This is a genomic window from Mesorhizobium sophorae, assembly GCF_002270415.1.
Taxonomy (GTDB): Bacteria; Pseudomonadota; Alphaproteobacteria; order Rhizobiales; family Rhizobiaceae; genus Mesorhizobium; species Mesorhizobium sophorae.
This window is the reverse complement of record NZ_NNRI01000013.1, coordinates 225,600-251,423: the sequence shown is the minus strand read 5'-3', so window position 1 is coordinate 251,423 and position 25,824 is coordinate 225,600. Positions and strand designations below refer to the sequence as shown.

Below are 25,824 nucleotides of genomic sequence, written 5' to 3'. Positions count from 1 at the left end.
CGGAACGGCCTACTTCTTCAGCTCGAGCCCGACGCCCTTGTTGACGAAGGTCAGCGTGTAGGCCTTCTTGATGTCGATGCCGGCTGGCGTGACCTTGGCCTTGACCATCTTGTCGTAGAAGCTCTGGATGCGCGCGTCGGTCATGGCGCCGATGCCGAGCTTTTCGGTGTCGCCTGAATCGGCAAGGCCGAACTTTTTCATCTGCTCGATCGAGAAAGCGATCTGCTCGTCGCTCATGTCAGGATTGTCTTTCTTGATCATGTCGTTGGCGGCCTTGTTGTCGCCGTAGAGATATTTGTACCAGCCCTTGGCCGAGCCATCGACGAAGCACTGGACCACCTCCGGCTTCTTGTCGATCGTGTCCTGCATCACCTCGATCGTCGTCGAGTAGGTGTCCCAGCCATAGTCGGCAAGCAGGAACTGGTTCGGTACGAAGCCGCCTTCCTTCTTGACCGCGAACGGCTCGGAGGTGACGTAGCCCTGCTGGATCGACTTCTTGTTGGCGAGGAAGGGAGCGGTGTTGTAGGTGTAGGGCGCGCGCTTGGCGGCGTCGAAGCCGAGCTCGATGACCATCCACTGGAAGAAGGTCTGCACGCCTTCGTCGCCCAATATGTACTGGTCGGCGTTCTTCAAATCTTCCCACTTGTCGAGCCCCTCACCGGGGTGGGACATGATGACCTGCGGGTCCTTCTGGAAATCCGCCGCCACCACGCGCATCGGAATGCCTTGCTGGACGGCATCGAAAGCCGACAGCAGATTGCCGCCCATGTAGAAATCGATCTTGCCGGCAAGCAGCATCGGCCGGCCGCTGACCTGCGGACCGCCCTGCATGATGGTGACGTCGAGGCCGCAGGCGGCGTAGGTGCCGTCAGCCACCGCCTGATAATATCCGCCATGCTCCGGCTCGGCCAACCAGTTGGTGCCGAAGGTGACTTTTTCATTCGCCGCGGCACCGAGCGTGCTGGCCGCAAGCAGGGCCACCACCGCCACCGAGATCTTCTGTTTTCCGTACATCAACATCACCCTTTGTTTGCTCCGGCACGCCACGCGCCAGGCTCGACACCAGAGATTCAAGAAGCAAGACACATGCCACCGGCGTCTTGCGCCGGGACCGCCCGCTTGCACCACAGCCATCTGCGAAGCCGGACGGGTCGTGCTGCACCGGAGGCATCGTGCCTATTTTTTGAACGCCTGTCCACAATCGCCCCAGCGACATGCACCGCCATCTTGAAGGTATGGTGCATCCGGTCTTAGGCTACCGGCGAACCGGAGACTGCCATGTTCAAGTTCCTCACCCCGAAGTCGATAAAGCCACCCTTTGCCCGCTACAGCCACGGCGTCGAGGTGCCCGCCGGCAAGCGGCTGGTGCTGTGCTCGGGCCAGGTCGCCATCACGGCGGACGACCAGATACCGGAAGATGCCGGCGCACAGGCCGAACTCTGCTTCCGCAACATCGCGGCAGTGCTCGGAGAGGCCGGTCTGGGGCTGCAGGATATCGTCCGCATCAACGCCTTCGTCACCGACCGCGCGCACCTGCGACCCTATATGGATGTCCGCGACCGGCTGTTTTCCAGCCCGGCGCCGGCCTCGACGCTGATGATCGTCTCCGGTTTCGCCCGGCCCGAATTCAAGGTCGAGGTCGAGGCCATCGCGGCTGGGTGAGACGTCGGCGAGACGCTACGAATCGACAGGTCCGCAATCTGAAGCTACACCACACCAAAGTCTGCGCTGCCCCTCATCCGCCTGCCGGCACCTTCTCCCCACATTGTGACGGGGAGAAGGGAAGCGCTCCAACGCTGGCGACCCCCTCTCCCCGTTCTTCACGGGGAGAGGGTAAGGGTGAGGGGCAGCACAAACGCCAAACAGTTCCTTCGAGGGCCCGCTATGAACGAAACAAAAAGACGCGTGTGGTGGGGCGACTACCGCACGACCGAATACGCCTCGATCGACCCGGAGGCGACGATCGCCGTGCTGCCGCTGGCGGCGATCGAGCAGCATGGTCCGCATCTGCCGGTCTCGACCGACACCTCGATCATGAACGGCATGCTCGACACGGTGATTGCCCGCCTGCCCGACGATCTCGACATCCGCATCCTGCCGGTGCAGGCGGTGGGCAAGTCGAACGAGCATCTTCACGCACCGGGCACCCTCACCCTGCCGGCAACGACGCTGGTCGACGCCTGGACCGAACTTGGCCTGTCGATCGCACGGGCCGGCGTGCGCAAGCTGATCGTCGTCAATTCGCATGGCGGCAATGAAGAGATCATGGGCATCGTCACGCGCGAACTGCGCGTGCGCGAAAACATGCTGGCGGTGAAGACCAGCTGGCAGCGCTTTGGCCGCCCGGCGGGCATGTACACCGAAATCGAGGACCGTCACGGCATCCATGGCGGCGATGTCGAGACGTCGCTGATGCTGCATTTCCGGCCGGATCTCGTCGACATGGGCAAGGCCGACAATTTCGTTTCCAATGTCGCAAAGGCTGAAAAGGAATTTTCGCTGCTGCGCCACACCGGCACCCATGCCTTTGCCTGGATCGCCAGCGATCTCAACCCGAATGGCGTGGTCGGCGATGCCAGCATCGCCACGGCCGAGAAAGGCCGGCTGACATCAGAACATCAGGCCGATGGTTTCATCAGCCTGCTGCGCGATGTACGCAAGGCGAAGCTAGCCGACTGGCTGAAATAGCACTCCCGTCTCAGGGCAGGTCACCTGAATATCAACATGTCCTAGATGTCGATCTTCAGCGCAAAGGGCGCTCCTTCAAAAGCGTCGGCGCCGCGCCCGATCGCCTGGATCGCCTCGATCATGCGGCCGTTGCGGTCGAGCAGGAGGTCGGCCACCGCAATCAGCCGCGGGTTGGGCGTCGCCGAGGGAGACAGCGTCCGCAGCGTCTGAGCCAGTTCGGCTTCGTCGCGCTTCGGTGCCAATGCCGCGGCGATGATGTAGGCCGAGGCGGTCGAGCGGCTGATGCCGGCATAGCAATGCACGACCATCGGCTTTGCCCGGTCCCATCGGCGCGCGAAATCAAGCAGGTTGCGGACGTGCTCCTCGCCCGGCATGGTCATGCCGTCCTGCGCCACCGCAATGTCGTGCATGACCAGATGCAGATGATTCTCCCGGGCGATCGAGGCCGGCCGCACAACGTCGGTTCCAGCGGCGAGCAGCGACAGCATGCGGTCGGCGCCAGTCCTTGCCACCGTTTCCTCGACCTTCGCCAGCGAACAGACATGGATCATTGGTTCGAACCCTTCGATCGATCCTCGCGCCGGGACGCCCATTCGGCAAGAGCGGATTCGAGCCGCTGCCATTCCACCTCGCTCCCTGGCAGGCCGGCGCGCAAGACGCCAGGACGGTCTGCAAAATGGCGCAGCAGGATGCCGCGCTCGCCAAGTGTGGCGAACAGGTCGGCGGCATCCGGCAAGCGCAGATAGCGGAACAATGTGGTGCCGCCCGCGACAGCAGCGCCGAAGCGGCCGAACAGCTTATCGAGTCGTGCCGATGAGTCCGCAAGGGATGCCCGCATCGCGTCCTGCCAGTCGATATCGGCAAGCGCGCGAATGCCGTATTCCAGCGCCGAGCCGGCGACGGCCCATGGTCCAAATTGGTTGTCCAGCCGGCCGACCGCCGCCGCATCGGAAAGCGCAAAACCGAGCCGCAACCCGGCCAGGCCAAAGAACTTGCCGAACGAGCGCAGCACCACGATGCCGCCCTGGCTGACATCGCCTGCGAGGCTGTGCTCGCGCGGGCCGACATCCATGAACGCCTCGTCGACCACCAGCAGCCCGCCCTTGGCGCGCAGCCCTGCGGCGAGTGCCAGCAGCCTGTCGCGCGCGATGATGCGCCCATCCGGATTGTTGGGATTGACGATGATGGCAAGGTCGGCTTCCGCCAACACTTCGAAATCGCCAACCTCCGTCACCGCGTGCCCGGCGATCGCCGCTGCCCGCGCATGTTCGGCATAGGTCGGACCCAGCACCAGCGCCTTGCCGGGCGCTATCAGCGATGCGACTCGCGGCAACAGGATCTGCGTGCCGGGTGCCCCGACAAGGTTGGCTGGCGAAGGCGCGCCATAGGCGCTCGCCGCGATCTCGACCAGCTCGCGGCCACGTCCGGCCTCCGGCAGCCGCGACAGGATGGTGGCGGGCAGCTCGAAAAGCGGGTAGGAGTGCGGATTGATACCGGTCGAGAGGTCGACGAAAGGCAGCGGCGCGTTGGGGAAAAGCGCCCTCGCCCGGCCGAGACTTCCACCATGGTCCACCGCCGCCCCATCAAGAAGCTTCATGTCAATCCTGATCGCTTTCCTGTCATTGGCCGCTGAATTCGTCCTGGGTTACCCGGACTGGCTGTTTCGCGCCATCGGCCATCCGGTGACGTGGTTCGGCAGGCTGATATCCTTTCTCGACGGCCGGCTCAACCGCGCCACTGATCCCGACGCGCTGCGTCGCAAGCGTGGTGTCCTGGCACTGTTGGTCATCGTGCTGGTGCCGGCGGCGATCGGGCTCGGCGTGCAGATCCTGCTCTGGTTTGTTCCCATGGGATTGATCATTGCCGCCCTTCTGGCGACATCGCTTCTGTCGCAGAAGAGCCTCTACGAGCATGTCGAGGCCGTGGCCGACGCGCTCGACACAGGTGGCCTTGCTCTTGGACGCATCGCCGTCTCGCGCATCGTCGGCCGCGATCCCGAATCGCTGGACCGGGCCGGTGTCAGCCGCGCGGCGATCGAGAGCCTGGCCGAGAATTTTTCCGACGGCATCGTTGCTCCCGCCTTCTGGACCGGCGTCGGCGGGCTGGCAGGAGGCGCTGCCTACAAGGCAGCCAACACCGCCGATTCGATGATCGGCCACCGCACCCCGCGCCACGAAGCGTTCGGCTGGGCGGCGGCGCGCTTCGACGATTGGATCAACTTGCCGGCATCGCGGCTGACGGCGCTGTTGATCGTGCTGGCCGCATTCCTCGTCAGGGGTGCTGATGCGAAAAACGCCTGGCATGCCGTGTGGCGCGACGCGAAAAAACACCGCTCGCCCAATGCCGGCTGGCCCGAAGCGGCGATGGCCGGCGCGCTCGGCCTGGCCCTCGCCGGGCCGCGCAGCTACGGCGGCGTGCTGGTCGATGACGTCTTCATGGGCGAAGGCGGCCGCCGCGAAGCCGACAGCATCGACATCAGGCAGGCGCTGAAACTCTATCGTGTCGCCGATTATCTGCTGATCGCGCTGTTTGGTTTGGTCTCGGCAATCGTCATCGTCGCGTAATCGGGCCTGCTGGTTAAGGCTATCAGAACTCGATGCCTTGCTGCGCCTTCACGCCCGCCGAGAAATGGTGCTTGGTTACACCCATTTCGGTGACGAGATCGGCCGCCTCGACCATTGCCGGCTTGGCGTTGCGGCCGGTGACGACGACATGCAGGCCCTCGCGCCGCGCCTTCAGCGCCGCAACCACTTTGTCGAGATCGAGATAATCGTAGCGCAGCGCGATGTTCAGTTCGTCGAGCACCAGCAGGCTGATCGATGGATCGGCCATCAGTTCGAGCACTTTGGCCCATGCGGCTTCGGCCGCCGCGATGTCGCGCTTCAAATCCTGGGTCTCCCAGGTGAACCCCTCGCCCATGGCGTGCCAGACGACGCGGTCGCCAAAGGCGGCGAAGGCATCCTTCTCGCCGGTGTGCCATTTGCCCTTGATGAACTGGACGACGCCGACACGCTTGCCGTAGCCGAGCATCCGCAAAGCCAGACCAAAAGCAGCGGTGGTCTTGCCCTTGCCCGGCCCGGTGTTGACGATCAGCAGCCCCTTCTCGATCGTCTTGGCCGCCACCTCGGCATCCTGCACCGCCTTGCGCTTGGCCATCTTGGCGCGGTGGCGTTCTTCATCCCGGTCGGTCTTGTTGTCGATATCGGTCATTTCATTTCACCTTGAGCGGCAGCCCCGCCACCATCAGCAGCACCGTATCGGCGACAGCGGCCACCTGCTGGTTGAGCCGGCCGGCGGCATCGCGAAAACGGCGCGCCAGCGCGTTGTCAGGCACGATCCCTTGGCCGACTTCATTGGACACGACGAACCAGGGCCCGCGCGGCCGCGACAGCACGTCCGCCAGCCGACGGCACTCAAGGTCGAGGTCGTGTTCGGCCAGCATATGATTGGTCAGCCACAGTGTCAGGCAGTCGACAAGCACCGGCCGGTCGTCCGGCAGGGCCTCAAGCGTGCCGGCGAGATCGAGCGGTGCGTCGATGGTCGCCCAGCCCTCGCCGCGCCGCGAGCGGTGCAACGCGATACGCTCACGCATTTCGTCATCATAGGCTTGCGCCGTGGCGATATAGGTCCATGGCGAGGGTAGAACCGTCGCCAGGGTTTCGGCATGCGCGCTCTTGCCGGAGCGCGCACCGCCGATGATGAAGGTCAGCTTGCTGCGATCAGGCAAAGCTGTCGCGCAGGCTGGTCGCGGTGCCGGTGAAGCGGCCGCGCACCACGCCGACGACGGCGCCGAGCACCAGCCAGAACACCAGGTTGGTCACCGTAACCGCCACCACGAACTGGTGGTGCAGGCCTTCCGGGATCGGCGTCTCGAAACTGTCGGGCTGCGGTGCGCCGACAATATGCGGCGCGACGATCAGCAGGACGGCAAGGATCGCAAGCGGCAGCGACTTGCGGAACGCGATCAGGCCGAGACCAGCCGCGGTCGCCACCACCGTCGCCCACCACCAGATCTGGCGCTGCGTGAGATCGGCCGCCGGCATCGCGGGCAATTCCGGTGGCAGGCCGAGGCCCGGTGCCAGCGTGAACACGGCAAAGCCTGCCAGACCCCAGAACACGCCCTGGCGCCAATTGCCGATGCCGCCGGCGAATTCGGAAACCGCGACCAGGATCAGCGCGAAACCGATTCCGGTGACGATATTGGCAACCACGCTGAAGGCGAAACGCTCGAAACCGTCGGCCGGCGCCCAGCCTTCGTCTTCCGCCGCCGGAGCGGCTGCTTCCGCCGGCGCCGGGGCGGCAGAGCTCATCGCATTCCCCGCCGGAGCGGCTGTGCTCATTGCGCTGGAATCGGTTGCGGCCGGAGCGGCATGGTCATGGTGATGGCCCCCGCCGGCCTGTTCGTAGACTTCCGCCTTGAGGATCAGCGGCACGGTGGCATAGGCCTGCAGGCAGGCGAGAACGACGCCGGCCACGAGCCCTGCGATCGCCGCGATGAACACGACGTTGCGAAACAGGTTCATGATGTCAAATCCTCGTCAGTGGCAGGGAAACGCCATCGAATGGCGATAGTCGTGAGCCGCATTGTGGACCGCATCGATATGCGAGAAGCCGACAAAGCCGACGACGAAGATGCCGAGCAGCGCCACCAGTGCAAGCTGCATGAAGCGCGACTGCGAGGAGACGGAGGCGCCGAGGGAGACGGAAGCGGTAGTCATGTTTTGTCCTTTCACCCTCCACCCGAGGGCATCGAAGTCAGTTTCCTGTCGCCGGCAGGTCTCCTGGCTCGCGGATCAGCGCCCTTCCCCACCTTCCCGAAGAGAAACCTTCAGTGGCATATGGAGAGGACTACCGCACACAGTTGCGGGGGCAGCCACGGCATGGGGCAACAAGTCCGCCCGCACCGCATTCCCTCTTGGCTCCAAACGGAACCGACGACAAGCGCGACTATAGGGAAAATCGCCGCGACCGGCAAACCAAATTCCGCCGACAACCAGCGCGATTGCGCCATCCAGATAAATCGGGTCTCCGGCACAACAATTGACAATTCCCGTGGTCGGGTGTCGGCTGACAAATCCACAGGAAGCCAGCCATGCAGCCCATTGCCAGCGAGCGCGATCCCTACAACGGCCTGACCCGGGCCGAACCGACGCTGCCATCGTCGGCCTATTGGGATGCGGACAGTTATCAGCGCGATCTCGACGCCATCTGGTACAAAAGCTGGTTGCTCGTCTGCCGCCAGGCCGACCTTGCGCAGCCGCTTTCATTCCGCACCTTCCGCGTCGGCACGCAGGAAATCGTCGTGCTCCGCGACGAAACCGGCGAACTGCGCGCCTTCCACAACACGTGCCGCCATCGCGGCTCGCAGCTTTGCCAGGAAAGCGAAGGCCGGCTGAAGGCGCGGCTCATCACCTGCCCCTACCATGCCTGGTCCTATTCGCTGCGCGGCGACCTCGTTCGCGTGCCGTCGAAGTCGCTGCCGGAAGGCTTCGACAAGGCAAATCATCCGCTCTATCGCGTGGCGCTCTCCGTATGGCGCGGTTTTGTCTTCGTCAATCTGCAGGAGGACGCCGCCGGCTCGGCGGAAACATCCTTCGATCCAGCGTCCGGCAGTCTCGCCAACTGGCCGCTGGAAACGCTTGTTACCGGCCATGTGCTGCGCAAGGTGATGAACTGCAACTGGAAGATCTTTTGGGAAAACTTCAACGAGTGCCTGCATTGTCCGGGCGTCCACAAGGACCTGTCGCGGCTGGTGCCGATCTATGGCCGCGGCCTGATGGGTCGCCATGACGATCCCGAATGGTCCCGCCACGCCGACAATGACGCGCCGGAGTTTTCCGGCGGTCTGCGCGCCGGCGCGCAGACATGGTCGCGCGATGGCCAAGCGCATGGGCCGGTCTTCACCGGCCTCACATCAGCCGAACGCGCCGCCGGCCAGACCTACGCCACCAACCTGCCGTCGATGTTCATCGTCGGGCACGTCGACTATATCAGGACCGTGCGGCTGGTGCCGCTTGGCCCCGAGCAGACCGAGCTTGTCGCCGAATGGCTGTTTGCGCCCGAGGCGCTTGGTGCAACCGACATCGACAACATCGTCGCCTTCGGCAAACAGGTGCTGGAGGAGGATACAGGGATCTGCGAGGTCAATCAGAAAGGTCTGCGCTCGATGCGCCATGCGGCCGGCGTACTGATGCCCGAGGAGTACGACCTGCACCGCTTCCACAATTGGATCCGCGAACGGCACGCAGCAGCTACCCCCAAGCCGTGAAGATCACAGCGATTTCGGCAGGTATCGCCAGGTCACGAAGCCGCAGACCGCCGCCAGCAGGCCGAGCGTGACGAACACCGAGCCCAGCCCGAAGAACGCCAGCACCACCGAATAGACCAGCGGCGGCGTCAGTTCGGAAAAGTCGAGATAGGTGCGATAGACCGCCGCCATCTGCGACCTTTCATAGGATCGCACCGAGCGCATGAAGGCGGTCGAGCCCAGTGCATCGAGCGCGATGGTGAAGAAAGCGCCGCAGAGCAGCAAGGCGCCGGTGAGCAGCGGCACGGTTTGGCCGACCGCACCCGCCGCCAGCAGCATGGCCGACATGGCGAAGTAGGCAAATGTCATGGTTCGGCGGCCACCGAAGCGCTTGCCCGCCTTGCCCCAGAAGATGGCCATGAACAGCAGCGCATTGCCGGCCGAAACCAAAAGACCGCCGGCCAGCTTGCCCTCGCCGGTGATGACCATGAACAGCGGCCCGTAGACGAAGAACGTCGTCCAGAAACAGGAGCGGCCGAAGGCGATCAGCCAGGCCAGCCGCAACCTGGGCTGGGCGACGAAGCGGCCGATATTGGCGAGCGGATTGGCCGGCCGCGTCTTGCCAGGGCGGATCGATGGGTTGTCGCCCAGGCGGTAGGTCCAGAACAGCGCCAGCAAGGCCAGCGCGAACACCGCCACCGCACCGTGCGCGGCATAGATGCCGAAGCGCGTGTAGAGGAAGATGCCGAGCGTCGGCCCGCCGGTCCAGGCCAACATCGACCACGCCATGCGCAGTGATTCGGCCTGCATGAAATCGGTCTTGCGGATGTGGTCCATGATGTAGAGGTTGAGCGTGATCGACAGCGCGCTGGCGCCCATCACGCGGCACAGCATGCCGGCCATTGGCCGGCAAGCGTATGGGCCACGAAGAACAGCGAGCCGATGGCCAGCAGGCAGGCGCCGGCCGTGTAGACCCAGCGCCGAGCGAAGCGGCGGATCAGCATCGGCATGAACAGCGTTACCGACAGGCCGAGCATCGCCACGATGGTGTAGAGGATCGAGACGATCTGCTCGTTATGCAGGATCTCGTAGGCCTGGATCGGGATGACGCTCGACACCGTGGCGCGGGCGAAGGATTCGACCGCATAGAGCGAGGCGAAGGTGCGCGCGTCGGCCGGCCGCAAGGCCGGCAGCCAGACCGGGTGGCGCACATGGGTGGACATTGCTTCCCCAAAGCAGAATCAGCGGGTCAAATCTGCCGTGGTGATTCCTGCGCGGATAACAGGAAACCGACGCCTATCCGGCAAAAGCGAAGTCGGCCAAAGGCTTTCCGGCACTGGCCTAAGGCGGCGCCTGACCCAGCGTCTGCAGCGCAGCCTTTGCCCGAAGCTGCCGGTCTTCTTTTGTCCGGGGCAACCGTGATAGTCGTCTTGCGGGGCTGAATCAAAAATACGAGACCATGAGCATCCACACGCCGACCGCACCCGTTCAGGATCGACCGAACCGCATCGTCGCCATCGACATCGTGCGCGGCATCGCGCTCATCGCCATGGCGAGCTATCATTTCACCTGGGATCTGGAATTCTTCGGCTATACCGACCCCGGCCTCACCGCCTTCGGCTGGTGGAAGATCTACGCACGCTGCATCGCCTCGACCTTCCTGTTCCTGGTCGGCGTCAGCCTGTACCTCGCCCATGGCCGGCAAATCCGCTGGAACGGCTTCTGGAGGCGCTTCGCCATGGTCGCCGGAGCGGCGATCGCCATCTCGGTTGTCACCCGCATTGCCACCCCGGACGGTTTTATCTTCTTCGGCATCCTGCACGAGATCGCGCTGGCCAGCCTGCTCGGCCTCGCCTTCCTGCGGCTGCCGGCGCTGCTGACGCTGCTTGTTGCAGCGCTGGTCATCGCAGCGCCCGTCTATCTGCGCTTGGAGGCCTTCGACCATCCATGGCTGTGGTGGATCGGCCTGTCGGCGATCAATCCGCGTTCCAACGATTACGTTCCGCTGTTTCCGTGGTTCGGCGCGGTACTTGCAGGCATCGCGGTGACGAAACTCGCCTCCGCTTCGGGCCTGCTTGCCCGGCTTGCCGAATTGGCACCCGGCCGCTGGGCCAACCCGCTGGTCTTCATCGGCCGTCACAGCCTGGCCTTCTACCTGATCCACCAGCCGCTTTTGATCGGCTCTGTGTGGCTGTTCGCGCAAGTCATGCCGGCGAAGGTCGAAACCCCGCAGGTGAACTTCCTGAAGACCTGCCAGCTGTCTTGCGAGCAGTCGCGCGACACCGAATTCTGTTCGAGCTACTGTGTCTGCATGCTCGACACGCTCGAGAGCGAAGCCTCACTTGATCGGCTCTACAACAACGACCAGACTGCCGAATGGAAGACGCATATATCCGATCTCGCCGGTATGTGCACCGCCAAGACCGAAGACAAGATGACGGAGGGAGGGGTCAAATGACCGAGAACCAGCCGAAGGCAGGGCTCATACCGTGGCCGCCGGTGATCTACGTTGCTGCCATCGCCATCAGCATCGCACTCGGCCTGCTCTATCCCCTGCCCTGGATTGGCGATCTTTTGGGCGATATCCTGTTCGCCGCCGGCTGGGTGGCCCTGTTCGGCGTCGCGGCACTCTGGTTCACCGCGATCCGCACTATGATTCGGGCCAAGACCACACTCAATCCCAACGCGGTGCCCGATCACCTGGTTACCACGGGCCCCTTCGGCATCACCCGCAATCCGATGTATCTGGCCAACACGCTGCTGTTGATCGGCGTCGCCTTTGTCTCGGGGATCGTATGGTTCCTGCCGCTCGCCTTCATCGCGGCCTATGCCACGCAAAAGATCGCGATCGAGGGCGAGGAAAAGGTGCTGGCGGCGAAATTCGGCAAGAAATACCGGGACTACGCCAAAAGAGTGCGGCGCTGGATTTGAACAGCGCTACGTGTTGACGCCGAGTTCGACGAGCCGCTCGACGCAGGATTCCTCAGCCTGGTCGAGTTCGGCCAGCGTCTCCTCGAGGTCCCGGCGCTTCTGCCGCAGGTCCTCGCGCTTCTCCTCGATGCGCTTGATCATCAGCTTGAGTTGACCGACCTCGCCGGGCGGCTCCTTGTACATCTGGATGATTTCGCGGATCTCGTTGATCGAGAAGCCGAGCCGTTTTCCCCGCATGATCTGGCGAATGAGGTGGCGGTCGGACGGGCGAAACAGCCGCGTGCGGCCGCGCCGCACCGGCTGCACCAGCCCCTCGTCCTCATAGAAGCGCAGCGTCCGCGTCGACACGTCGAATTCGCGGGTCAGTTCGGTGATCGAATAATATTCCCGCATTGTCACTCCCACACCCCGGAACCCGGGGATCGCCATGCGGCACCCCCTCTGTCCCGAACCAAACCCATGCCATGCTGGAATCGACATGGCACCCCGCGCAAGCCTCGCACGGCATTTACGTAAAAGTCAATTGAGGGCACGATGCGCCTTCAAGGCACCGCAAACCACCACGTGGCAATGCCGAGAAAGGCAAAGAAGCCGACGACATCGGTGACCGTGGTGACGAAAACCGCCGAAGCGACCGCCGGATCGATCTTGAAACGGTCGAGCAGCAGCGGGATCAGGATGCCGGCCAAGGCGGCCGCGAACATGTTGATGATCATCGCCGCCGCGATGATGCCGCCCAGATTGTTGTCGTGGAACCAAGTCGCGGCGACAATGCCGATCAGGATGGCAAAGACGATGCCGTTGATGAAGCCGACACCCATCTCGCGGCGGATGATGCGGCCGGCATTGTAGATATCGATATCCTTGGTCGCCAGCGCGCGCACGGTGACGGTCATGGTCTGCGAGCCGGCATTGCCACCCATGCCGGCGACGATCGGCATCAGCACCGCCAGCGCCACGATATGCTCGATCGTGCGGTCGAACAGGCCAATCACCGAAGCCGCCAGGAATGCGGTCAAGAGGTTGACCAGCAGCCACGGAACGCGCGAGCGCGAGGTCGAAAGGATGCTGTCGGAGAGCTCTTCGTCACCGACGCCGCCCATGCGCAGGAGATCTTCTTCCGCTTCCTGCTGTATGACGTCGACGACGTCGTCGATGGTCAGCACGCCGACCAGCCGTTCGTTCTCGTCGACAACGGCGGCAGACAGAAGGTCATACTGTTCGAATTCCCGCGCCGCCTCTTCCTGGTCCATGGTGGCGGGAATGGCGTGCCGCGTCTCATGCATGACCTCCTCGACCTTGACCGCGCGCTTGGTGCGCAGGATCTGGTCGAGGTCGATGGCGCCGAGCAGCTTGAAGGTCGGATCGATGACGAAGATCTGGCTGAAGCGCTCAGGCAGGTTCTTGTCCTCGCGCATGTAGTCGATGGTCTGGCCGATCGTCCAGAACGGCGGCACCGCCACGAACTCGGTCTGCATGCGGCGGCCGGCCGTCTCTTCCGGATAGTCGAGCGAGCGGCGCAGCCTGATCCGTTCGGTGAACGGCAGTTGCGACAGGATCTCGTCCTGGTCTTCCTTTTCGAGGTCTTCGAGAATGTAGACCGCGTCGTCGGAATCGAGCTCCTGCACCGCCTGGGCGATCTGCGCATTGGGCAGATTGTCGACGATCTCCATACGGATCGCCTCGTCGACCTCGGTCAGCGCGGAGAAGTCGAAATCGGCGCCCAACAAGTCCACCAGCGCGCGGCGCTGTTCGGGATGCAGAGCCTCGAGCAGGTCGCCGAGCTCCGACTGGTGCAGGTGGTTGACTTCATGCTTGAGCGTGAGCGTGTCGCGGTCGGCGATCGCCGCGCCGATCTGGGCAAGGAAGGACGAAAGGACGGCGCCATCCTCGCCATAAATATCGGCGTGGGCGTCTTCAGCGGCCCTGGCGCCGGTCGTCCGTTCGTCCTGGCCTTCCATCAGCGCCTCCCGCCATCGCAATCCGGAAAAGGTGCGTCTCAGGTCTAGAGCATCGGACCCAAAAGTGGAAACCGCTTTTGGGGAGAATTCGCCGCTCAATCCAGGGATCGCGCGGCAACACGATTCGATTTGGGAACCTATGGTCCTAACGCACGGAATATCAAACGAAATGCGCGCTTCTCCTACCGGCCTGACTTCGCGAGAGGCGGACATCGCCGAGCCCTGGGCTGACAATGCCGATCGCGTCAAAACCAACAGGATACCGGTTCAGATGGCGCGACAGCGCATGTCGCTGGGGAAAGAGCACTCCTGCGCGGTTGCGGCGATTGTCATGGCATAGGGTCCGGATACCAGCCGGATCCGCCCATGCCCGCAACCGGTCCAGAACGGAAGCCCTTGAACGCAAGGTCGGCGAGAACGAACGAGGCCACATCAGGACAGCAACGCATTCGCGTCGTTGTCGCCGAGCGCAATCCGCTTGTCATATCGGCGCTCCGCGAAATGCTGGAATGCGACGGACGTTTCGAATTGCTGAGCGCCGTGCAGAGCGGCAGGCAACTCCTGGACCTGGCAGGAAAGACCACGTTCGATGTCGCTGTCATCGGCTGGAGGCTCGCCGACATGGACGGCGCGGATGTGCTGGCCGAGGTCCAGAGCCGCAAGCTCGATGTGCGCATCACGGTGTTCTCCAACGACCACGACATCGGCATCTTGAAGCAGTGCGTGCGACTCGGTGCTCAAGGCTACTGCTTCCAGTTCGACGATCCGCATATCATCTTCGAGACGATCCTGGCCGTCGCGCACGGCCGCATCTGCATCCCCTACATCGACATCAACAAGGTCAACGATACGCCTTTGGCCCAGCTAACGGTTCGCGAGCGCGAACTGCTGGCGGTGCTTTCCGACGGCTGGACCAACCTTCAGATCGCAACGCGCACGGGAATTTCCGAGAATACGGTGAAGTATCACCTCAAGAATCTCTATGACAAGCTTGACGTCCGCAATCGGGCAATGGCCGTCGCGCTCTATTCGAGCGAGAAGCGTCGCAGTCCCAAGCAGCCTGTCGGGTAAGGCGACCGGGTAGGCCGAGCGGGTAGGCTCGCCCCACCCGCGCGCGGCGAGAACTTACCCACCAAGGTGTTGTTGCCCCTCGCCTTCCAAACGACACTCCCTCCACAAATCTTTAACTTCGGAGGAGTTCACGCATGGCTGGGTTCACCCACCTTTTTATTCCAGGACCCACCAACATTCCGGAGCAGGTCCGGCAAGCGATGAACCTCCCGATGGAGGACATGCGCGCCGGATCGTTTCCTGATTTCACGCTGCCGCTGTTCGAGGACATCAAAAAAGTCTTCAAGAACGAAACCGGCCGCGTCTTCATCTACCCGTCGTCGGGCACCGGCGCCTGGGAGGCGGCGATGACCAATGTGCTCAGCCCCGGTGATCGCGTGCTGATGTCGCGCTTCGGACAGTTCTCGCATCTGTGGGTCGACATGGCCGAGCGCCTCGGCCTCGAGGTCGACGTGATCGACTGCGAGTGGGGAACCGGCGTGCCGCTCGACCTCTACGCAGAAAGACTGAAGGCCGACAAGGCACACCGCATCAAGGCAATCTTCTGCACGCAGAACGAGACCGCCACTGGCGTCACCAGCGATGTCGCAGGCTGCCGAGCCATACTCGACGCGGCGAACCACCCAGCGCTGCTCTTTGTCGACGGTGTGTCGTCGATTGGCTCGATCGACTTCCGTCAGGAAGAATGGGGTGTCGACTGCGCCGTCAGCGGCTCGCAGAAAGGCTTCATGCTGCCCGCCGGCCTCGGCTTCCTCTCGGTCAGCAAGAAAGCGCTGGCCGCTTCCAGGGTCGCGACTCACCGCCGCTGCTTCTTCTCGTTCGAGGACATGATCCGCACCAACGACGCCGGCTATTTCCCCTACACGCCGGCGACGCAACTGCTGCGCGGACTGCGCGCCTCGCTCGACCTGATCGCCGAGGAAGGGCTCGACAACATCTTCGCCCGCCATCATCGCCTGGCCGAAGGCGTGCGCAAGGCGGTCGACGCCTGGGGCCTGAAGCTTTGCGCCAAGGCGCCGAAATGGCACTCCGACACCGTCAGCGCCATCCTGGTGCCGGAAGGCATCGACAGCGGCGACGTCGTCAAGCGCGCCTACCAGAGCTACCGGACCTCGCTCGGAGGCGGTCTCAACAAGGTGCTCGGCAAGGTCTTCCGCATCGGCCATCTCGGCTGGCTGAACGAGGTGATGGTGCTTGCCTCGCTGTCGGCGGCGGAAATGGCGCTGCTCGATTGCGGCGTCCGGCTGGCGCCAGGTTCGGGCGTCGGCGCCGCCATCCAGCACTTCCGTGCCTCGGCCGAGGTACCCGTCGCCGAAGCGGCGTGAGAGGAACGCGACCATGAGCCACACGATCAACCATCTCAAAAAACTCAGGCTGCAGCGCAGCGAACTCGCGGTTCCCGGCTCCAGCCCGGAGATGATCGAAAAGGCGGCCAACAGCGCCGCCGATTTCGTCTTCCTCGACATCGAGGATGCGGTCGCCCCGCCGGACAAGGAACGCGCCCGCAAGAACATCATCCAGGCGCTCAACGACATCGACTGGCGCGCCAAGGGCAAGACCGTTTCGGTACGCATCAACGGCCTCGACACGCACTACATGTACCGCGACGTGGTCGACGTGATGGAACAGGCCGGCGACCGGCTGGACACCATCCTGGTGCCGAAGGTCGGCGTTCCCGCCGATCTCTATATGGTCGAGGCCATGGTCAACCAGATCGAGATGGCCAAGGGCTACAAGACCCGCGTCGGCCTCGAAGCCCTCATCGAGACGGCGCTCGGCATGGCCAATGTCGAGGCGATCGCCGCCACGCCCGGCCGCCTGGAGGCGATGCATTTCGGCGTCGCCGACTATGCCGCCAGCAACAAGGCGCGCACCGTCAACATCGGCGGCCTCAATCCCGACTATCCGGGCGACCAGTGGCATTTCGCCCTGTCGCGGATGACCGTTGCCTGCAGGGCCTACGGCCTGCGCGCCATCGACGGGCCGTTCGGCGACTTCTCGGACCCCGAGGGCTACACGGCTGCGGCAAGGCGCGCGGCGGCACTTGGCATCGAAGGCAAATGGGCGATCCACCCCTCGCAGATAGCGCTTGCCAACACCGTGTTCTCGCCGCCTGAAAAGGAGGTCGTCCGCGCCAGGCGCATCCTGGAAGTGCTCAAGGAAGCGGAGGCGCTCGGAAAAGGCGCGGCGGCGCTCGAAGGCAAGATGATCGACGCGGCGTCGGAACGCATGGCGCGCAATGTGCTGGTGGTCAACGAAGCAATCGAACGCGCTGGCCAGGCGCACGCCGCCACGCACTGAAGGCTCTTGGGAGGACAAAAAATGGACATTCACGAATACCAGGCCAAGGAACTGCTTGCCCGCCATGGGGTTCATGTTCCGCGCGGCGGCCTGGCCTACAGCCCCGAGCAGGCAACCTATCGGGCGCGCGAGATCGGCGGCGGCAAATGGGTTCTCAAGGCGCAGGTTCATTCCGGTGCCCGCGGCAAGGCCGGTGGCATCAAGCTCTGCGCCAATGACGAGGAGATCTCCAACGCGGCCGAAGCAATGCTCGGCCGCAAGCTCGTGACCCAGCAGACCGGCCCGCGAGGCAAGCTGATATCGCGGCTCTATCTCGAGGAGGCCGTCGACATCGCGCAGGAGCTCTATGTCGGCTTCGTTCTCGACCGCAAGGAGGAGCGCGTCATGATCGTGGCGTCGGCCGCCGGCGGCATGGAGATCGAGGATATTGTCGAGAGGGCGCCGGATTCCATCATCCGGACCACGGTCGATCCGGGCGTCGGCATGCAGCGCTTCCAGGCGCGCGAGATAGCCTTCGGGCTCGGCCTGGACCAGAACCTGATCGGCAAGGCGACCGAAACCATCTTCAGCTGCTACCAGGTGTTCCGCGACTACGACGCCTCGATGCTGGAGATCAATCCGCTGGTGGTGACCCGCGACGGCAACCTCGTCGCGCTCGACGCCAAGATGTCGTTCGACGAGAATGCGTTGTTCCGGCGGCCGGAGATCTCCGAGCTGCGCGACAAGAGCCAGGAAGACCCGCGTGAGACCTTCGCCAGCGACCGGGGCCTCTCCTATGTCGGTCTCGACGGCAATATCGGCTGCATCATCAACGGCGCCGGTCTCGCCATGGCGACGATGGACATGATCAAGATCGCCGGCGGCGAGCCGGCGAACTTCCTCGACATCGGCGGCGGCGCCTCGCCGGAGCGGGTCGCGAAATCGTTCCGCGCCGTGCTTGGCGACAAGAATGTCGAGACCATCCTGGTCAACATCTTCGCCGGCATCAACCGTTGCGACTGGGTCGCCGAAGGCGTCGTCAAGGCGATCCGCGAAGTCGGCGTCAACGTCCCCCTGGTGGTGCGGCTTGCCGGCACCAAGGTCGAGGAAGGGCGCCGCATCCTGGCCGATTCCGGCGAGGCGGTGATCGTCGCCGAAACGCTGGCGGAAGCCGCCGAAAAAGCCGTCGCCGCGTGGCGTTCGGCAACGCTCAAAAAAGCAAGCTGAGGGAGCTAAGAATATGGCAATCCTGCTCAACCGCGGCACGCGGGTCATCGTCCAGGGCTTCACCGGCAAGATCGGCAGCTTCCATGCCGAAGACATGAAGCGCTACGGCACCAAGCTCGTCGGCGGCGTGACGCCCGGCAAGGGCGGTCAGAAGCATCTCGGCCTGCCGGTCTTCAACACCGTCAAGGGCGCCGTTCGCGAAACCCGTGCCGAAGCGAGCATCGTCTTCGTGCCGCCGCCTTTCGCCGCCGATTCGATCATGGAAGCCGCCGATGCCGGCATAAAGCTATGCGTCTGCATCACCGACGGCATCCCCTCGCAGGACATGATGCAGGTGAAGCGCTACATGCTTCGCTACCGTTTCGAGGACCGCATGCGGCTGATCGGGCCGAACTGCGCCGGCATGATCACGCCCGGACAGGCACTGATGGGCATCATGCCGGGCAGCATCTATCTTCCCGGCCGCGTCGGCATCGTCGGGCGCTCGGGCACGCTCGGCTATGAGGCCGCCTCGCAGATGAAGGCGCTGGGCATCGGTGTCTCGACCAGCGTCGGCATCGGTGGCGATCCGATCAACGGTTCGTCCTTCAAGGACATGCTGAAGCTGTTCGAACAGGACGACGAAACCGATGCCGTGGTCATGATCGGCGAGATCGGCGGACCGCAGGAGGCGGAAGCCGCGATCTGGGCGCGCGACAACATGCGCAAGCCGCTGATCGCCTACATCGCCGGGCTTTCCGCGCCGAAGGGCCGACGCATGGGCCATGCCGGCGCCATCATATCGGCGTTCGGCGAGTCGGCGCAGGAAAAGGTCGAAATCCTCAAAGAGGCCGGCGTCGTCATCGTGCCGACGCCATCGTCCTTCGGGGAGGTCGTTGCCGATACCCTGGCCGGGATGAAGAAGGCGGCCTGACGGTCGCATGGCGCAAGATGTGAAGTCTGTTTCGGGTCGGCGGATGCATCGCGGCCCATCGATCGGCAGGAAATTCGATGAAACCGCGTTTGATTGTCACCCGGAGATGGCCGGCCCCCGTTGAAGCGATCCTCGCCGAGCGCTTCGACACGACGCTCAACCCCAGCGATACGCCGCTGAGCCCTGCCGCAATGACATCGGCATTCGCGAATTTTGACGCGATCCTGGCAACGGTCAGCGACCGCTTGCCTGGTGCGGTGTTTCCCGAGAACACGGCCCGCACCCGGATCATTGCCAATTTCGGCGTCGGCTTCAGCCATATCGATGTCGCGGCAGCCCGCGACCGCGACATCGTCGTGACCAACACTCCGGGCGTGCTGACCGATTGCACCGCCGACCTCGCCCTCAGCTTGCTGTTGGCTGTCGCGCGCCGAACTGGTGAGGGCGAGCGGCAGTTGCGGGCCGGAGAGTGGCGCGGCTGGTCGCCAACCCATATGGCCGGAGCGAAGGTGTCTGGCAAAACCTTGGGTATTGTCGGCATGGGGCGCATCGGCAAGGCGACAGCCAGGCGCGCGCATTTCGGCTTCGGTATGAACATCGTGTTCTTCAATCGGTCCCCGGTCGATGATGACGAGACGCGCGCCATGGGCGCGGCGCAGATGCCAACCCTGGAAGATGTGCTCACTGCATCCGATTTCGTGTCGCTGCACTGTCCGGGCGGCGCGGAAAACCGACATCTCATCAATGCCCGAAGCTTGCGGTCCATGAAAAGCGACGCGTTCCTGATCAACACGGCGCGCGGCGACGTTGTCGACCAGGATGCCCTGATCGGTGCACTGGAAAGGCGCGAGATCGCTGGGGCGGGTCTCGACGTCTTTGCCGACGAGCCGGCCGTTCCGGAGGCGCTGAAGCGGTTGGAGAACGTGGTGCTGTTGCCGCATCTCGGGAGTGCGACCGAGGAAACGCGGGTGGCAATGGGCATGAAGGTAGTGGAGAACCTGACCGCCTTTTTCGAGGGTCGCCCGGTCCCCGACCGGGTCGCCTGACAGCAGGCGCCGCCCTCGGTTCAGGGCTACAGCGGCATCGGTGCGGACGAAGCAGGAAACCGGTTTGGAACAGAGCAGACGCATCAACTTTCGTGAGGACGAGCGCAGCCTTTTGTTGCGCTTGCTGCTTCAGGTCGCAAGCGCGCGTGAGCCCGAGATCGCCGCCGTTCTGGCCGGACGTCGGTCCCTTGTCTCCCTCGCCGCGGAGCAGCGCATCCCGGCGCTCCAGGCGAGCGGCGTATGGTTCCAGTTGCTGGCGATAGCAGACGAGTTGCTTGCCATGCGGGCGCGCCGCGAACTCGAACAAGGCGCGGGTGTCGACGAAGTGCCCGGATCCTTTGCCAGCGTGATCGCGCAGATGGCAGCGAACGGCCACTCCGCCGAGGAAGTCCAGGCAAAGCTCGATGAGCTTCGCGTCGGCCCGACCATGACCGCGCACCCGACGGAAGCCAAACGGGTCACGGTGCTGGAGATCCACCGACGTATCTATCGCAAGCTGACCGAGCTCGACCAGCCACGCTGGGCGCCGCGCGAACGCTCCTTGTTGGTCGCCGATCTGGAAAGCGAGATCGAGCTTCTGTGGATGACGGGTGAGCTGCGCCTGGAGCGTCCGACGGTCGAACGCGAAATCGCCTGGGGCCTGCATTTCTTTCGCGAAGTCATCTTCGAGGCAACGCCGCAGCTCTATGGCAAGCTTCAGGGCGCCTTCGAGCGTCACTATCCGGGAGAGCCGATCAGAATTCCCTCATTCATGCGCTATGCCTCGTGGATCGGCGGCGACCGCGATGGCAATCCAAATGTGACTGCCGCGGTCACCGCCCATGCCATGGCCGAATACCGCAACACCGCAATAGGCTGGTATCTGACGCAGGTGCAGCGGCTGGTGACGGTGCTCAGCGCCAGCTCGAACGTCATCGACCTGCCGACCAGCTTCAAGCCGGTGCTGCAAACGGCGCTTGATAAAAGCGGACTGGCGCACGTGATCGCCGCCCGCAACCCTGACGAACCGCTTCGCCAGTTCGCCTCGGCCTTGCTTGCCCGGCTGGAGGCCACGCGAGACGGCGGTCCGGCGGCATATCTCTCGGCAGAGGCGTTTCGTGCTGATCTGAACGGGCTGTCTTCCGTTCTCGAAGCGATCGGAGGTCGCGCGGTAGCCAAGCGTTTCATCCAGCCTCTGCTTTGGCAAGTCGGAAGCTTCGGCTTCCGTACGGTCTCGCTCGACATCCGGCAGAACTCCACCGTCGTCAACCGGGTGCTGGCCGAGCTGTTTGCGCTGGCAAATCCCGCCGATCCGGTCGTAGCCGGCACGCCGCAATGGTCGGCGCGCATTCGCGCGGCCGTCAGCCAGGGCGAGCGGATGGAGATCGACGCAGGCCGGCTCTCGCCTGAAGCAGGCGAACTGCTTTCGACATTCTCCGTTATCCGCGAGCACATCTCCGGCTCGGACGCCGACGCTGTCGGCTCCTTCGTTCTCAGCATGACCCGCTCGGCCGACGATCTGCTCGCTGTCTATCTGCTGGCGCAATATTGCGGACTTTCAACCGCGCCCGGTGGCGGCGGCACGATCAGGCTGCGGATCGTGCCATTGTTCGAAACTATTGCCGATCTACAAGCGGCACCGGGCATCCTGAATGGATTGCTCGGCGTTTCGCTGGTGAGGCGGACGGTGCGAGATTTCGGCGCGCGCCAGGAAATCATGCTTGGTTATTCAGATTCCAACAAGGACGGCGGTTTCCTGGCTTCCAATTGGGAACTGGCAAAAGCGCAAAAGCGCCTTGCTGCAATCGGGCGCAAGCACAACGTCAGGATCAGTTTCTTTCACGGTCGCGGCGGCTCTGTCAGCCGTGGCGGCGCGCCGACCGGGCGGGCGATCGCGGCACAACCGGAAGGCACTGTCGCCAGAACCATGCGGGTGACGGAGCAGGGCGAGGTCGTATCGTCGAAATTCGCCAATCGCGGCACCGGCCTCAACCAGCTCGAGGTTCTCGCCGCTGGCGTGCTGGCCCACGGTGTCGTATCGCCAGGTGATGTCGAGCCGAAGGAAACGCCGGAGTTCGACGAAGCGCTGGAAGCGCTGGCAGGCATGTCGCAGGCATCCTACGCCGGGTTGATGGCCGAGCGCGGTTTCCTCGATTATTTCAACCAGGCGAGCCCGGTCGCGGAGCTGGCGCTCCTGAAAATGGGGTCACGGCCGGAGCGCCGTTTCGGCGCCAGCGGCATTGCTGACCTGCGCGCCATTCCATGGGTGTTCGCATGGAGCCAGAACCGTCATCTGCTGACCGGCTGGTATGGCATCGGCAGTGCGCTTAGCTCTTTCGTCGCCGTGCGCGGCGAGGCCGGGCGCGAACTTCTGGCTTGCATGTTCGAGCACTCGCGCTTCTTCCGCTTGATCGTCGACGAGGCAGAGAAGACGCTCTACCAGTCCGACATGGAGATCGCGGGGCTCTACGCCCGCCTGGTGTCCGACGGCGATGCGGCCCAGCGAATCTACGCCCGCATCGCCGCCGAATACGAGTTGACGCGACGCCTGATCGGCGACCTCACGGGAGGCGATCTTTCCGCGCGCTTTCCGATGTTCAAGCGGCGTTTCGACAGTCTGCGTCGACAGATGGATGACATTCACCGGCTGCAGGTCGATCTGCTGCGTGAAGTTCGGGCAAATACCGGCACGGCGGATCAAAAGCGGGCGACCGACGCTCTGCTTGTATCGATCAATTGTATCTCGGCTGGCCTTGGGTGGACGGGATAGGTCCGGTTTTGCCGAGCGACCTACGAGTCGGGGCAGGAAAAGGCCGAAATCCTCCTGATTTCCACGATCAACTAAAAGCGCGGCGGCCTGGTCTGAATGACGCGCCGCCGCCGCGGTTTCGATCCCCGGAAACCCCTCTGGCCGCGACGTGTCACCGCCTGCCGTCAGAGCTCGCCAGAAGCAATCTGTCAGGGAAATTTTGGTGCGGTCGAGAAGACTCGAACTTCCACGGGTTGCCCCACAGCGACCTCAACGCTGCGCGTCTACCAATTCCGCCACGACCGCACGTGGTAGGAGCCGGAACCGACCGGCTCGCGGCGTGTAGCAAATCGTTTCCGGCGAAACAAGTGCGCGACAAGCAATAATCGCCAGCGATTGGCATAACGTTCCACAGAATTGGAATGCATAGCCGGAACTGGACGTTTCGGCCCGATAGCGCCATATGGGAGGCAAATGCATCCCGCCCGAAAGCGCAATGCGGTTTTTGGGATCATGGCGTGCATAACGAAACGAAAAGCCATGCCAGAACGCAGCCAGATCGCCACGTCGTTCCTGCCGCTCCCCGGTTCAGCACCGGTCGAATGGCGCATCGAGCCTGGCCTCACCGCCTATCCCGATGCGCTGGCCTTCATGGAGGCGCGTGCCGAGGCGATCCGAAGCGGTGCCGCCGGCGAAATGGTCTGGCTTGTCGAACATCCGCCGCTTTACACCGCCGGCACCAGTGCCCGCAGCGAGGACCTGATCGACGCGAACCGTTTTCCAGTGTTCGCGGCTGGGCGGGGCGGTGAGTACACCTATCATGGGCCGGGCCAGCGGGTCGGCTATGTGATGCTCGACCTGAAGCGGCGGCGCGAGGATGTCCGAGCCTTTGTCGCCGCGCTCGAACAGTGGATCATCGGCACGCTCGCCGCCTTCAACGTGCACGGCGAACGCCGTGAGGACCGGGTCGGCGTTTGGGTGGTGCGACCGGATCGCCCTGCCCTCCCGGACGGCTCGCCGGCCGAGGACAAGATCGCCGCCATCGGCATCAGGCTGCGGCGTTGGGTGAGCTTTCACGGCATCGCCATCAATGTCGAACCGGACCTAGACCATTTCAGCGGCATCGTGCCGTGCGGCGTGCAGGACCACGGCGTCACCAGCCTTGTCGACCTCGGCTTGCCTATAACAATGGCGGACCTCGACCTGGCCCTGAAATCTGCCTTCGACGACGTCTTCGGTCCCGCCACGGCTTTGCCTGTCGAAGCCGCCCGCAAGGCCGGCTGACCCACCCGTCTGGAAACGGCTCAAGGTGGTGTTGAGATCTCAGGCCGGCATCATCTGAATATCAACACCTTCAGATGAGCTGCGCGGACGCCCACAGGACGCCATAGCCATGGATGGCGAAGACCGCCAGCAGCGCGCCGGCGATGACGAAGCGGTCGACCGTGCGGATCGGCTTCAGCTCGTGGCGCGGCTTGACCCCGCTGCGCATCGTCAGCAGGCTGAGGATTGAGAAGACCGCTCCCGCGGCGAGCAGAAAGCCCGGGGAAAAGCCAGCCTGTCGGCCAAGCGCCAGGAAGGCTGAAAGCAGGGAGAACGAGGCCAGCGCCAGCACGATCGGCCCCGGGCAGATCTGGCGCAGCACCTGGCCGCCATCGAACTTCCACACCGGCACCAGATTGGCAATGTTGAACAGGGCAGCAAAGCCCGCCAGCGTCGCCAGCAGCATTGCTGCCAGTCGATATCCTTCCGCGCCGGCAAAGGTGCTGGCGGCGATGACGACCGGCACCAGGAAGGCGGAGAAGCCAGCGCCCATCAACGCCACGAAGGCGACTTCGAAACGGCTGTCATATGGACGCCCGCCAATGGCGATGCCACCGAGCAGCGGAATGAAGATCATGCGCGCCTTGTTGTGACCCATCAGGCGAAACGCGGCCATGTGGCCGAGCTCATGCAGGGCCACCACCGACGTGAGGATCGCGGCCAGCGCCAGTCCGCCGAGATGAAGCCCGAAGAACGGCCACAGGATCAATGCCGACAGGGCGGCGAAGCCGACCTGGCTGAGCGGATGCTCGAACCAGCCGCCCTTGCGATATCGCCCGGTCCTCGCCCAGCGCTGCAGCTTGGAGAGTTCTCGGCGCATGGCGAAATAGCGGAACACCAGGAAGGCAAAGCCGCGATAGCGATCGGTCTGGCCAAGCGTGATCCGCGTGCCGCTGCCTTCGGAAACGAGCTCAGTGGTCTCGCGAAAATCCTTCCAGAACGAGGCGTCGAGCGCGGTATCCTCGATGACCCGCATCGAGAAACGGCTGCCCTCGACCACGTCTTCAAACCGCGACTTGCGCTCGATCGGCTTGCCGTCGCGGCCTTCCCAAGACAGCATGATGCGCGCCATGCCCTCGCCGTCCAGCGGCTCGGCCGAAAGGATCTCGCCGGACCAGCTGGCATCGCTGCCAAGCGGCCACAGCGCCTGCCAGAGGCGCTGCTGGTCCATAGCCACGACACGGCTGAGCCTGATCGTGCGCAAACCAAGCGGCACGCTCATCAAGAGAAAGATCAGCCCGAGATTGCTGGCCACGAGGATGGCCGTGACGATGGGCGACACGCGACGTTACTCCCTGTCTTGGAGGGACTACCCTAAACGTCGCGGCAGCAAGAAAGGCTTAACAGGAAAGCTCGGTTCCCGGTCACATGCCATTCGCGTCGGCGTCTCAGTGAAAGGCACGCCGCCA

At 63.8% G+C, this 25,824-nt stretch carries 25 protein-coding genes, 1 tRNA gene, 1 pseudogene and 1 riboswitch; of the genes and pseudogenes, 15 read left to right on the top strand and 12 right to left on the bottom strand.

All coding sequences use genetic code 11. The features are described 5' to 3' along the window. Positions 1 to 9: 9 nt before the first annotated feature. A complete protein-coding gene (locus CGZ66_RS20465) occupies positions 10 to 1,014 on the bottom strand; it encodes an ABC transporter substrate-binding protein (RefSeq protein ID WP_095087295.1) in 1,005 nt (334 codons plus the stop codon). Between the two features lie 264 nt (positions 1,015 to 1,278). On the opposite strand from CGZ66_RS20465, the gene CGZ66_RS20460 reads away from it, so the two are divergent. Together CGZ66_RS20460 and CGZ66_RS20455 are read left to right on the top strand one after the other, a co-directional pair. Beyond that, positions 1,279 to 1,662, top strand: coding sequence for a RidA family protein (locus CGZ66_RS20460; RefSeq protein WP_095087293.1), 384 nt, complete (start codon positions 1,279 to 1,281; stop codon positions 1,660 to 1,662). Positions 1,663 to 1,884: 222 nt separating this feature from the next. Next, positions 1,885 to 2,688 (top strand): creatininase family protein, encoded by an 804-nt coding sequence (locus CGZ66_RS20455; RefSeq protein WP_095087291.1) that lies wholly within the window; start codon positions 1,885 to 1,887, stop codon positions 2,686 to 2,688. 41 nt (positions 2,689 to 2,729) lie between these two features. On the opposite strand, the gene CGZ66_RS20450 is transcribed toward CGZ66_RS20455, so the two are convergent. Then, positions 2,730 to 3,239 carry a tyrosine phosphatase family protein gene (locus CGZ66_RS20450; RefSeq protein WP_095087977.1) on the bottom strand — a complete coding sequence of 170 codons (510 nt, stop codon included), beginning with the start codon at positions 3,237 to 3,239 and terminating at the stop codon, positions 2,730 to 2,732. Beyond that, positions 3,236 to 4,285, bottom strand: coding sequence for a threonine-phosphate decarboxylase CobD (cobD, locus tag CGZ66_RS20445; RefSeq protein ID WP_095087289.1), 1,050 nt, complete (start codon positions 4,283 to 4,285; stop codon positions 3,236 to 3,238). Before cobD ends, CGZ66_RS20450 begins: the two co-directional genes overlap by 4 nt. Here cobD and cbiB point away from each other — a divergent pair. Beyond that, positions 4,284 to 5,252 carry an adenosylcobinamide-phosphate synthase CbiB gene (gene cbiB / locus CGZ66_RS20440; RefSeq protein WP_095087287.1) on the top strand — a complete coding sequence of 323 codons (969 nt, stop codon included), beginning with the start codon at positions 4,284 to 4,286 and terminating at the stop codon, positions 5,250 to 5,252. The genes cobD and cbiB overlap by 2 nt on opposite strands. 22 nt (positions 5,253 to 5,274) lie before the next feature. On the opposite strand, the gene cobO is transcribed toward cbiB, so the two are convergent. From cobO to CGZ66_RS20420, 4 genes are read right to left on the bottom strand one after another with little or no spacing between them, the layout of a single operon-like run. Next, a complete protein-coding gene (gene cobO / locus CGZ66_RS20435; RefSeq protein WP_095087285.1) occupies positions 5,275 to 5,898 on the bottom strand; it encodes a cob(I)yrinic acid a,c-diamide adenosyltransferase in 624 nt (207 codons plus the stop codon). 1 nt (position 5,899) lies between these two features. Next, positions 5,900 to 6,415, bottom strand: coding sequence for a bifunctional adenosylcobinamide kinase/adenosylcobinamide-phosphate guanylyltransferase (gene cobU / locus CGZ66_RS20430; RefSeq protein ID WP_095087283.1), 516 nt, complete (start codon positions 6,413 to 6,415; stop codon positions 5,900 to 5,902). Further along, complete coding sequence (locus tag CGZ66_RS20425) at positions 6,408 to 7,211, bottom strand: CbtA family protein (RefSeq protein ID WP_095087281.1); 804 nt, start codon at positions 7,209 to 7,211, stop codon at positions 6,408 to 6,410. The genes cobU and CGZ66_RS20425 overlap by 8 nt, the downstream gene beginning before the upstream one ends. A 15-nt stretch (positions 7,212 to 7,226) precedes the next feature. Further along, positions 7,227 to 7,406: a CbtB domain-containing protein gene (locus CGZ66_RS20420; protein WP_095087280.1), complete on the bottom strand. Its 180-nt coding sequence runs from the start codon at positions 7,404 to 7,406 to the stop codon at positions 7,227 to 7,229. 36 nt (positions 7,407 to 7,442) lie between these two features. Further along, positions 7,443 to 7,639, bottom strand: a riboswitch (cobalamin riboswitch). 141 nt (positions 7,640 to 7,780) lie between these two features. Between CGZ66_RS20420 and CGZ66_RS20415 the strand changes: the two genes are divergently transcribed. Further along, positions 7,781 to 8,956: an aromatic ring-hydroxylating oxygenase subunit alpha gene (locus CGZ66_RS20415; RefSeq protein WP_095087278.1), complete on the top strand. Its 1,176-nt coding sequence runs from the start codon at positions 7,781 to 7,783 to the stop codon at positions 8,954 to 8,956. Between the two features lie 3 nt (positions 8,957 to 8,959). Here CGZ66_RS20415 and CGZ66_RS20410 read toward each other — a convergent pair. Beyond that, a pseudogene (locus CGZ66_RS20410) lies at positions 8,960 to 10,158 on the bottom strand (MFS transporter). Positions 10,159 to 10,394: 236 nt separating this feature from the next. Here CGZ66_RS20410 and CGZ66_RS20405 point away from each other — a divergent pair. Then, positions 10,395 to 11,393 (top strand): heparan-alpha-glucosaminide N-acetyltransferase, encoded by a 999-nt coding sequence (locus CGZ66_RS20405; RefSeq protein WP_095087276.1) that lies wholly within the window; start codon positions 10,395 to 10,397, stop codon positions 11,391 to 11,393. After that, positions 11,390 to 11,866: a methyltransferase family protein gene (locus CGZ66_RS20400; RefSeq protein WP_095087275.1), complete on the top strand. Its 477-nt coding sequence runs from the start codon at positions 11,390 to 11,392 to the stop codon at positions 11,864 to 11,866. Before CGZ66_RS20405 ends, CGZ66_RS20400 begins: the two co-directional genes overlap by 4 nt. A 6-nt stretch (positions 11,867 to 11,872) precedes the next feature. Here the strand turns inward: CGZ66_RS20400 and CGZ66_RS20395 are convergent, their stop codons facing one another. Together CGZ66_RS20395 and mgtE are read right to left on the bottom strand one after the other, a co-directional pair. Further along, positions 11,873 to 12,259 (bottom strand): MerR family transcriptional regulator, encoded by a 387-nt coding sequence (locus CGZ66_RS20395; protein ID WP_006203215.1) that lies wholly within the window; start codon positions 12,257 to 12,259, stop codon positions 11,873 to 11,875. 149 nt (positions 12,260 to 12,408) lie between these two features. Then, on the bottom strand, positions 12,409 to 13,827 hold the full coding sequence (gene mgtE, locus CGZ66_RS20390) for a magnesium transporter (protein WP_095087273.1): 1,419 nt from the start codon (positions 13,825 to 13,827) through the stop codon (positions 12,409 to 12,411). Between the two features lie 64 nt (positions 13,828 to 13,891). Here mgtE and CGZ66_RS20385 point away from each other — a divergent pair, with 64 nt between their 5' ends. From CGZ66_RS20385 to CGZ66_RS20350, 8 genes are all read left to right on the top strand, one after another. Then, positions 13,892 to 14,167, top strand: a complete 276-nt coding sequence (locus CGZ66_RS20385) for a hypothetical protein (protein WP_143748793.1) — start codon at positions 13,892 to 13,894, stop codon at positions 14,165 to 14,167. Between the two features lie 107 nt (positions 14,168 to 14,274). After that, complete coding sequence (locus tag CGZ66_RS20380) at positions 14,275 to 14,898, top strand: response regulator transcription factor (RefSeq protein ID WP_095087975.1); 624 nt, start codon at positions 14,275 to 14,277, stop codon at positions 14,896 to 14,898. Between the two features lie 134 nt (positions 14,899 to 15,032). After that, positions 15,033 to 16,223: an aminotransferase class V-fold PLP-dependent enzyme gene (locus CGZ66_RS20375; protein ID WP_095087270.1), complete on the top strand. Its 1,191-nt coding sequence runs from the start codon at positions 15,033 to 15,035 to the stop codon at positions 16,221 to 16,223. 13 nt (positions 16,224 to 16,236) lie between these two features. Further along, the gene (locus tag CGZ66_RS20370) at positions 16,237 to 17,199 is read left to right on the top strand and encodes an HpcH/HpaI aldolase/citrate lyase family protein (RefSeq protein WP_095087268.1); all 963 of its coding nucleotides are present in this window, start codon (positions 16,237 to 16,239) and stop codon (positions 17,197 to 17,199) included. Positions 17,200 to 17,220: 21 nt separating this feature from the next. Beyond that, a complete protein-coding gene (locus CGZ66_RS20365; RefSeq protein ID WP_095087266.1) occupies positions 17,221 to 18,405 on the top strand; it encodes a malate--CoA ligase subunit beta in 1,185 nt (394 codons plus the stop codon). Between the two features lie 13 nt (positions 18,406 to 18,418). After that, entirely contained in the window at positions 18,419 to 19,318 is a 900-nt protein-coding gene (gene sucD / locus CGZ66_RS20360; protein ID WP_095087264.1) for a succinate--CoA ligase subunit alpha, read from the top strand. Positions 19,319 to 19,395: 77 nt separating this feature from the next. Next, a complete protein-coding gene (locus CGZ66_RS20355; protein ID WP_095087262.1) occupies positions 19,396 to 20,364 on the top strand; it encodes a 2-hydroxyacid dehydrogenase in 969 nt (322 codons plus the stop codon). 64 nt (positions 20,365 to 20,428) lie between these two features. Then, positions 20,429 to 23,113 carry a phosphoenolpyruvate carboxylase gene (locus tag CGZ66_RS20350; RefSeq protein WP_095087973.1) on the top strand — a complete coding sequence of 895 codons (2,685 nt, stop codon included), beginning with the start codon at positions 20,429 to 20,431 and terminating at the stop codon, positions 23,111 to 23,113. Between the two features lie 200 nt (positions 23,114 to 23,313). On the opposite strand, the gene CGZ66_RS20345 is transcribed toward CGZ66_RS20350, so the two are convergent. After that, positions 23,314 to 23,398 (bottom strand) — tRNA-Leu (locus CGZ66_RS20345). Positions 23,399 to 23,632: 234 nt separating this feature from the next. On the opposite strand from CGZ66_RS20345, the gene lipB reads away from it, so the two are divergent. Further along, complete coding sequence (gene lipB, locus CGZ66_RS20340) at positions 23,633 to 24,376, top strand: lipoyl(octanoyl) transferase LipB (RefSeq protein ID WP_095087260.1); 744 nt, start codon at positions 23,633 to 23,635, stop codon at positions 24,374 to 24,376. A gap of 70 nt (positions 24,377 to 24,446) precedes the next feature. On the opposite strand, the gene CGZ66_RS20335 is transcribed toward lipB, so the two are convergent. After that, on the bottom strand, positions 24,447 to 25,697 hold the full coding sequence (locus CGZ66_RS20335) for a site-2 protease family protein (protein ID WP_095087259.1): 1,251 nt from the start codon (positions 25,695 to 25,697) through the stop codon (positions 24,447 to 24,449). Positions 25,698 to 25,824 lie beyond the last annotated feature (127 nt).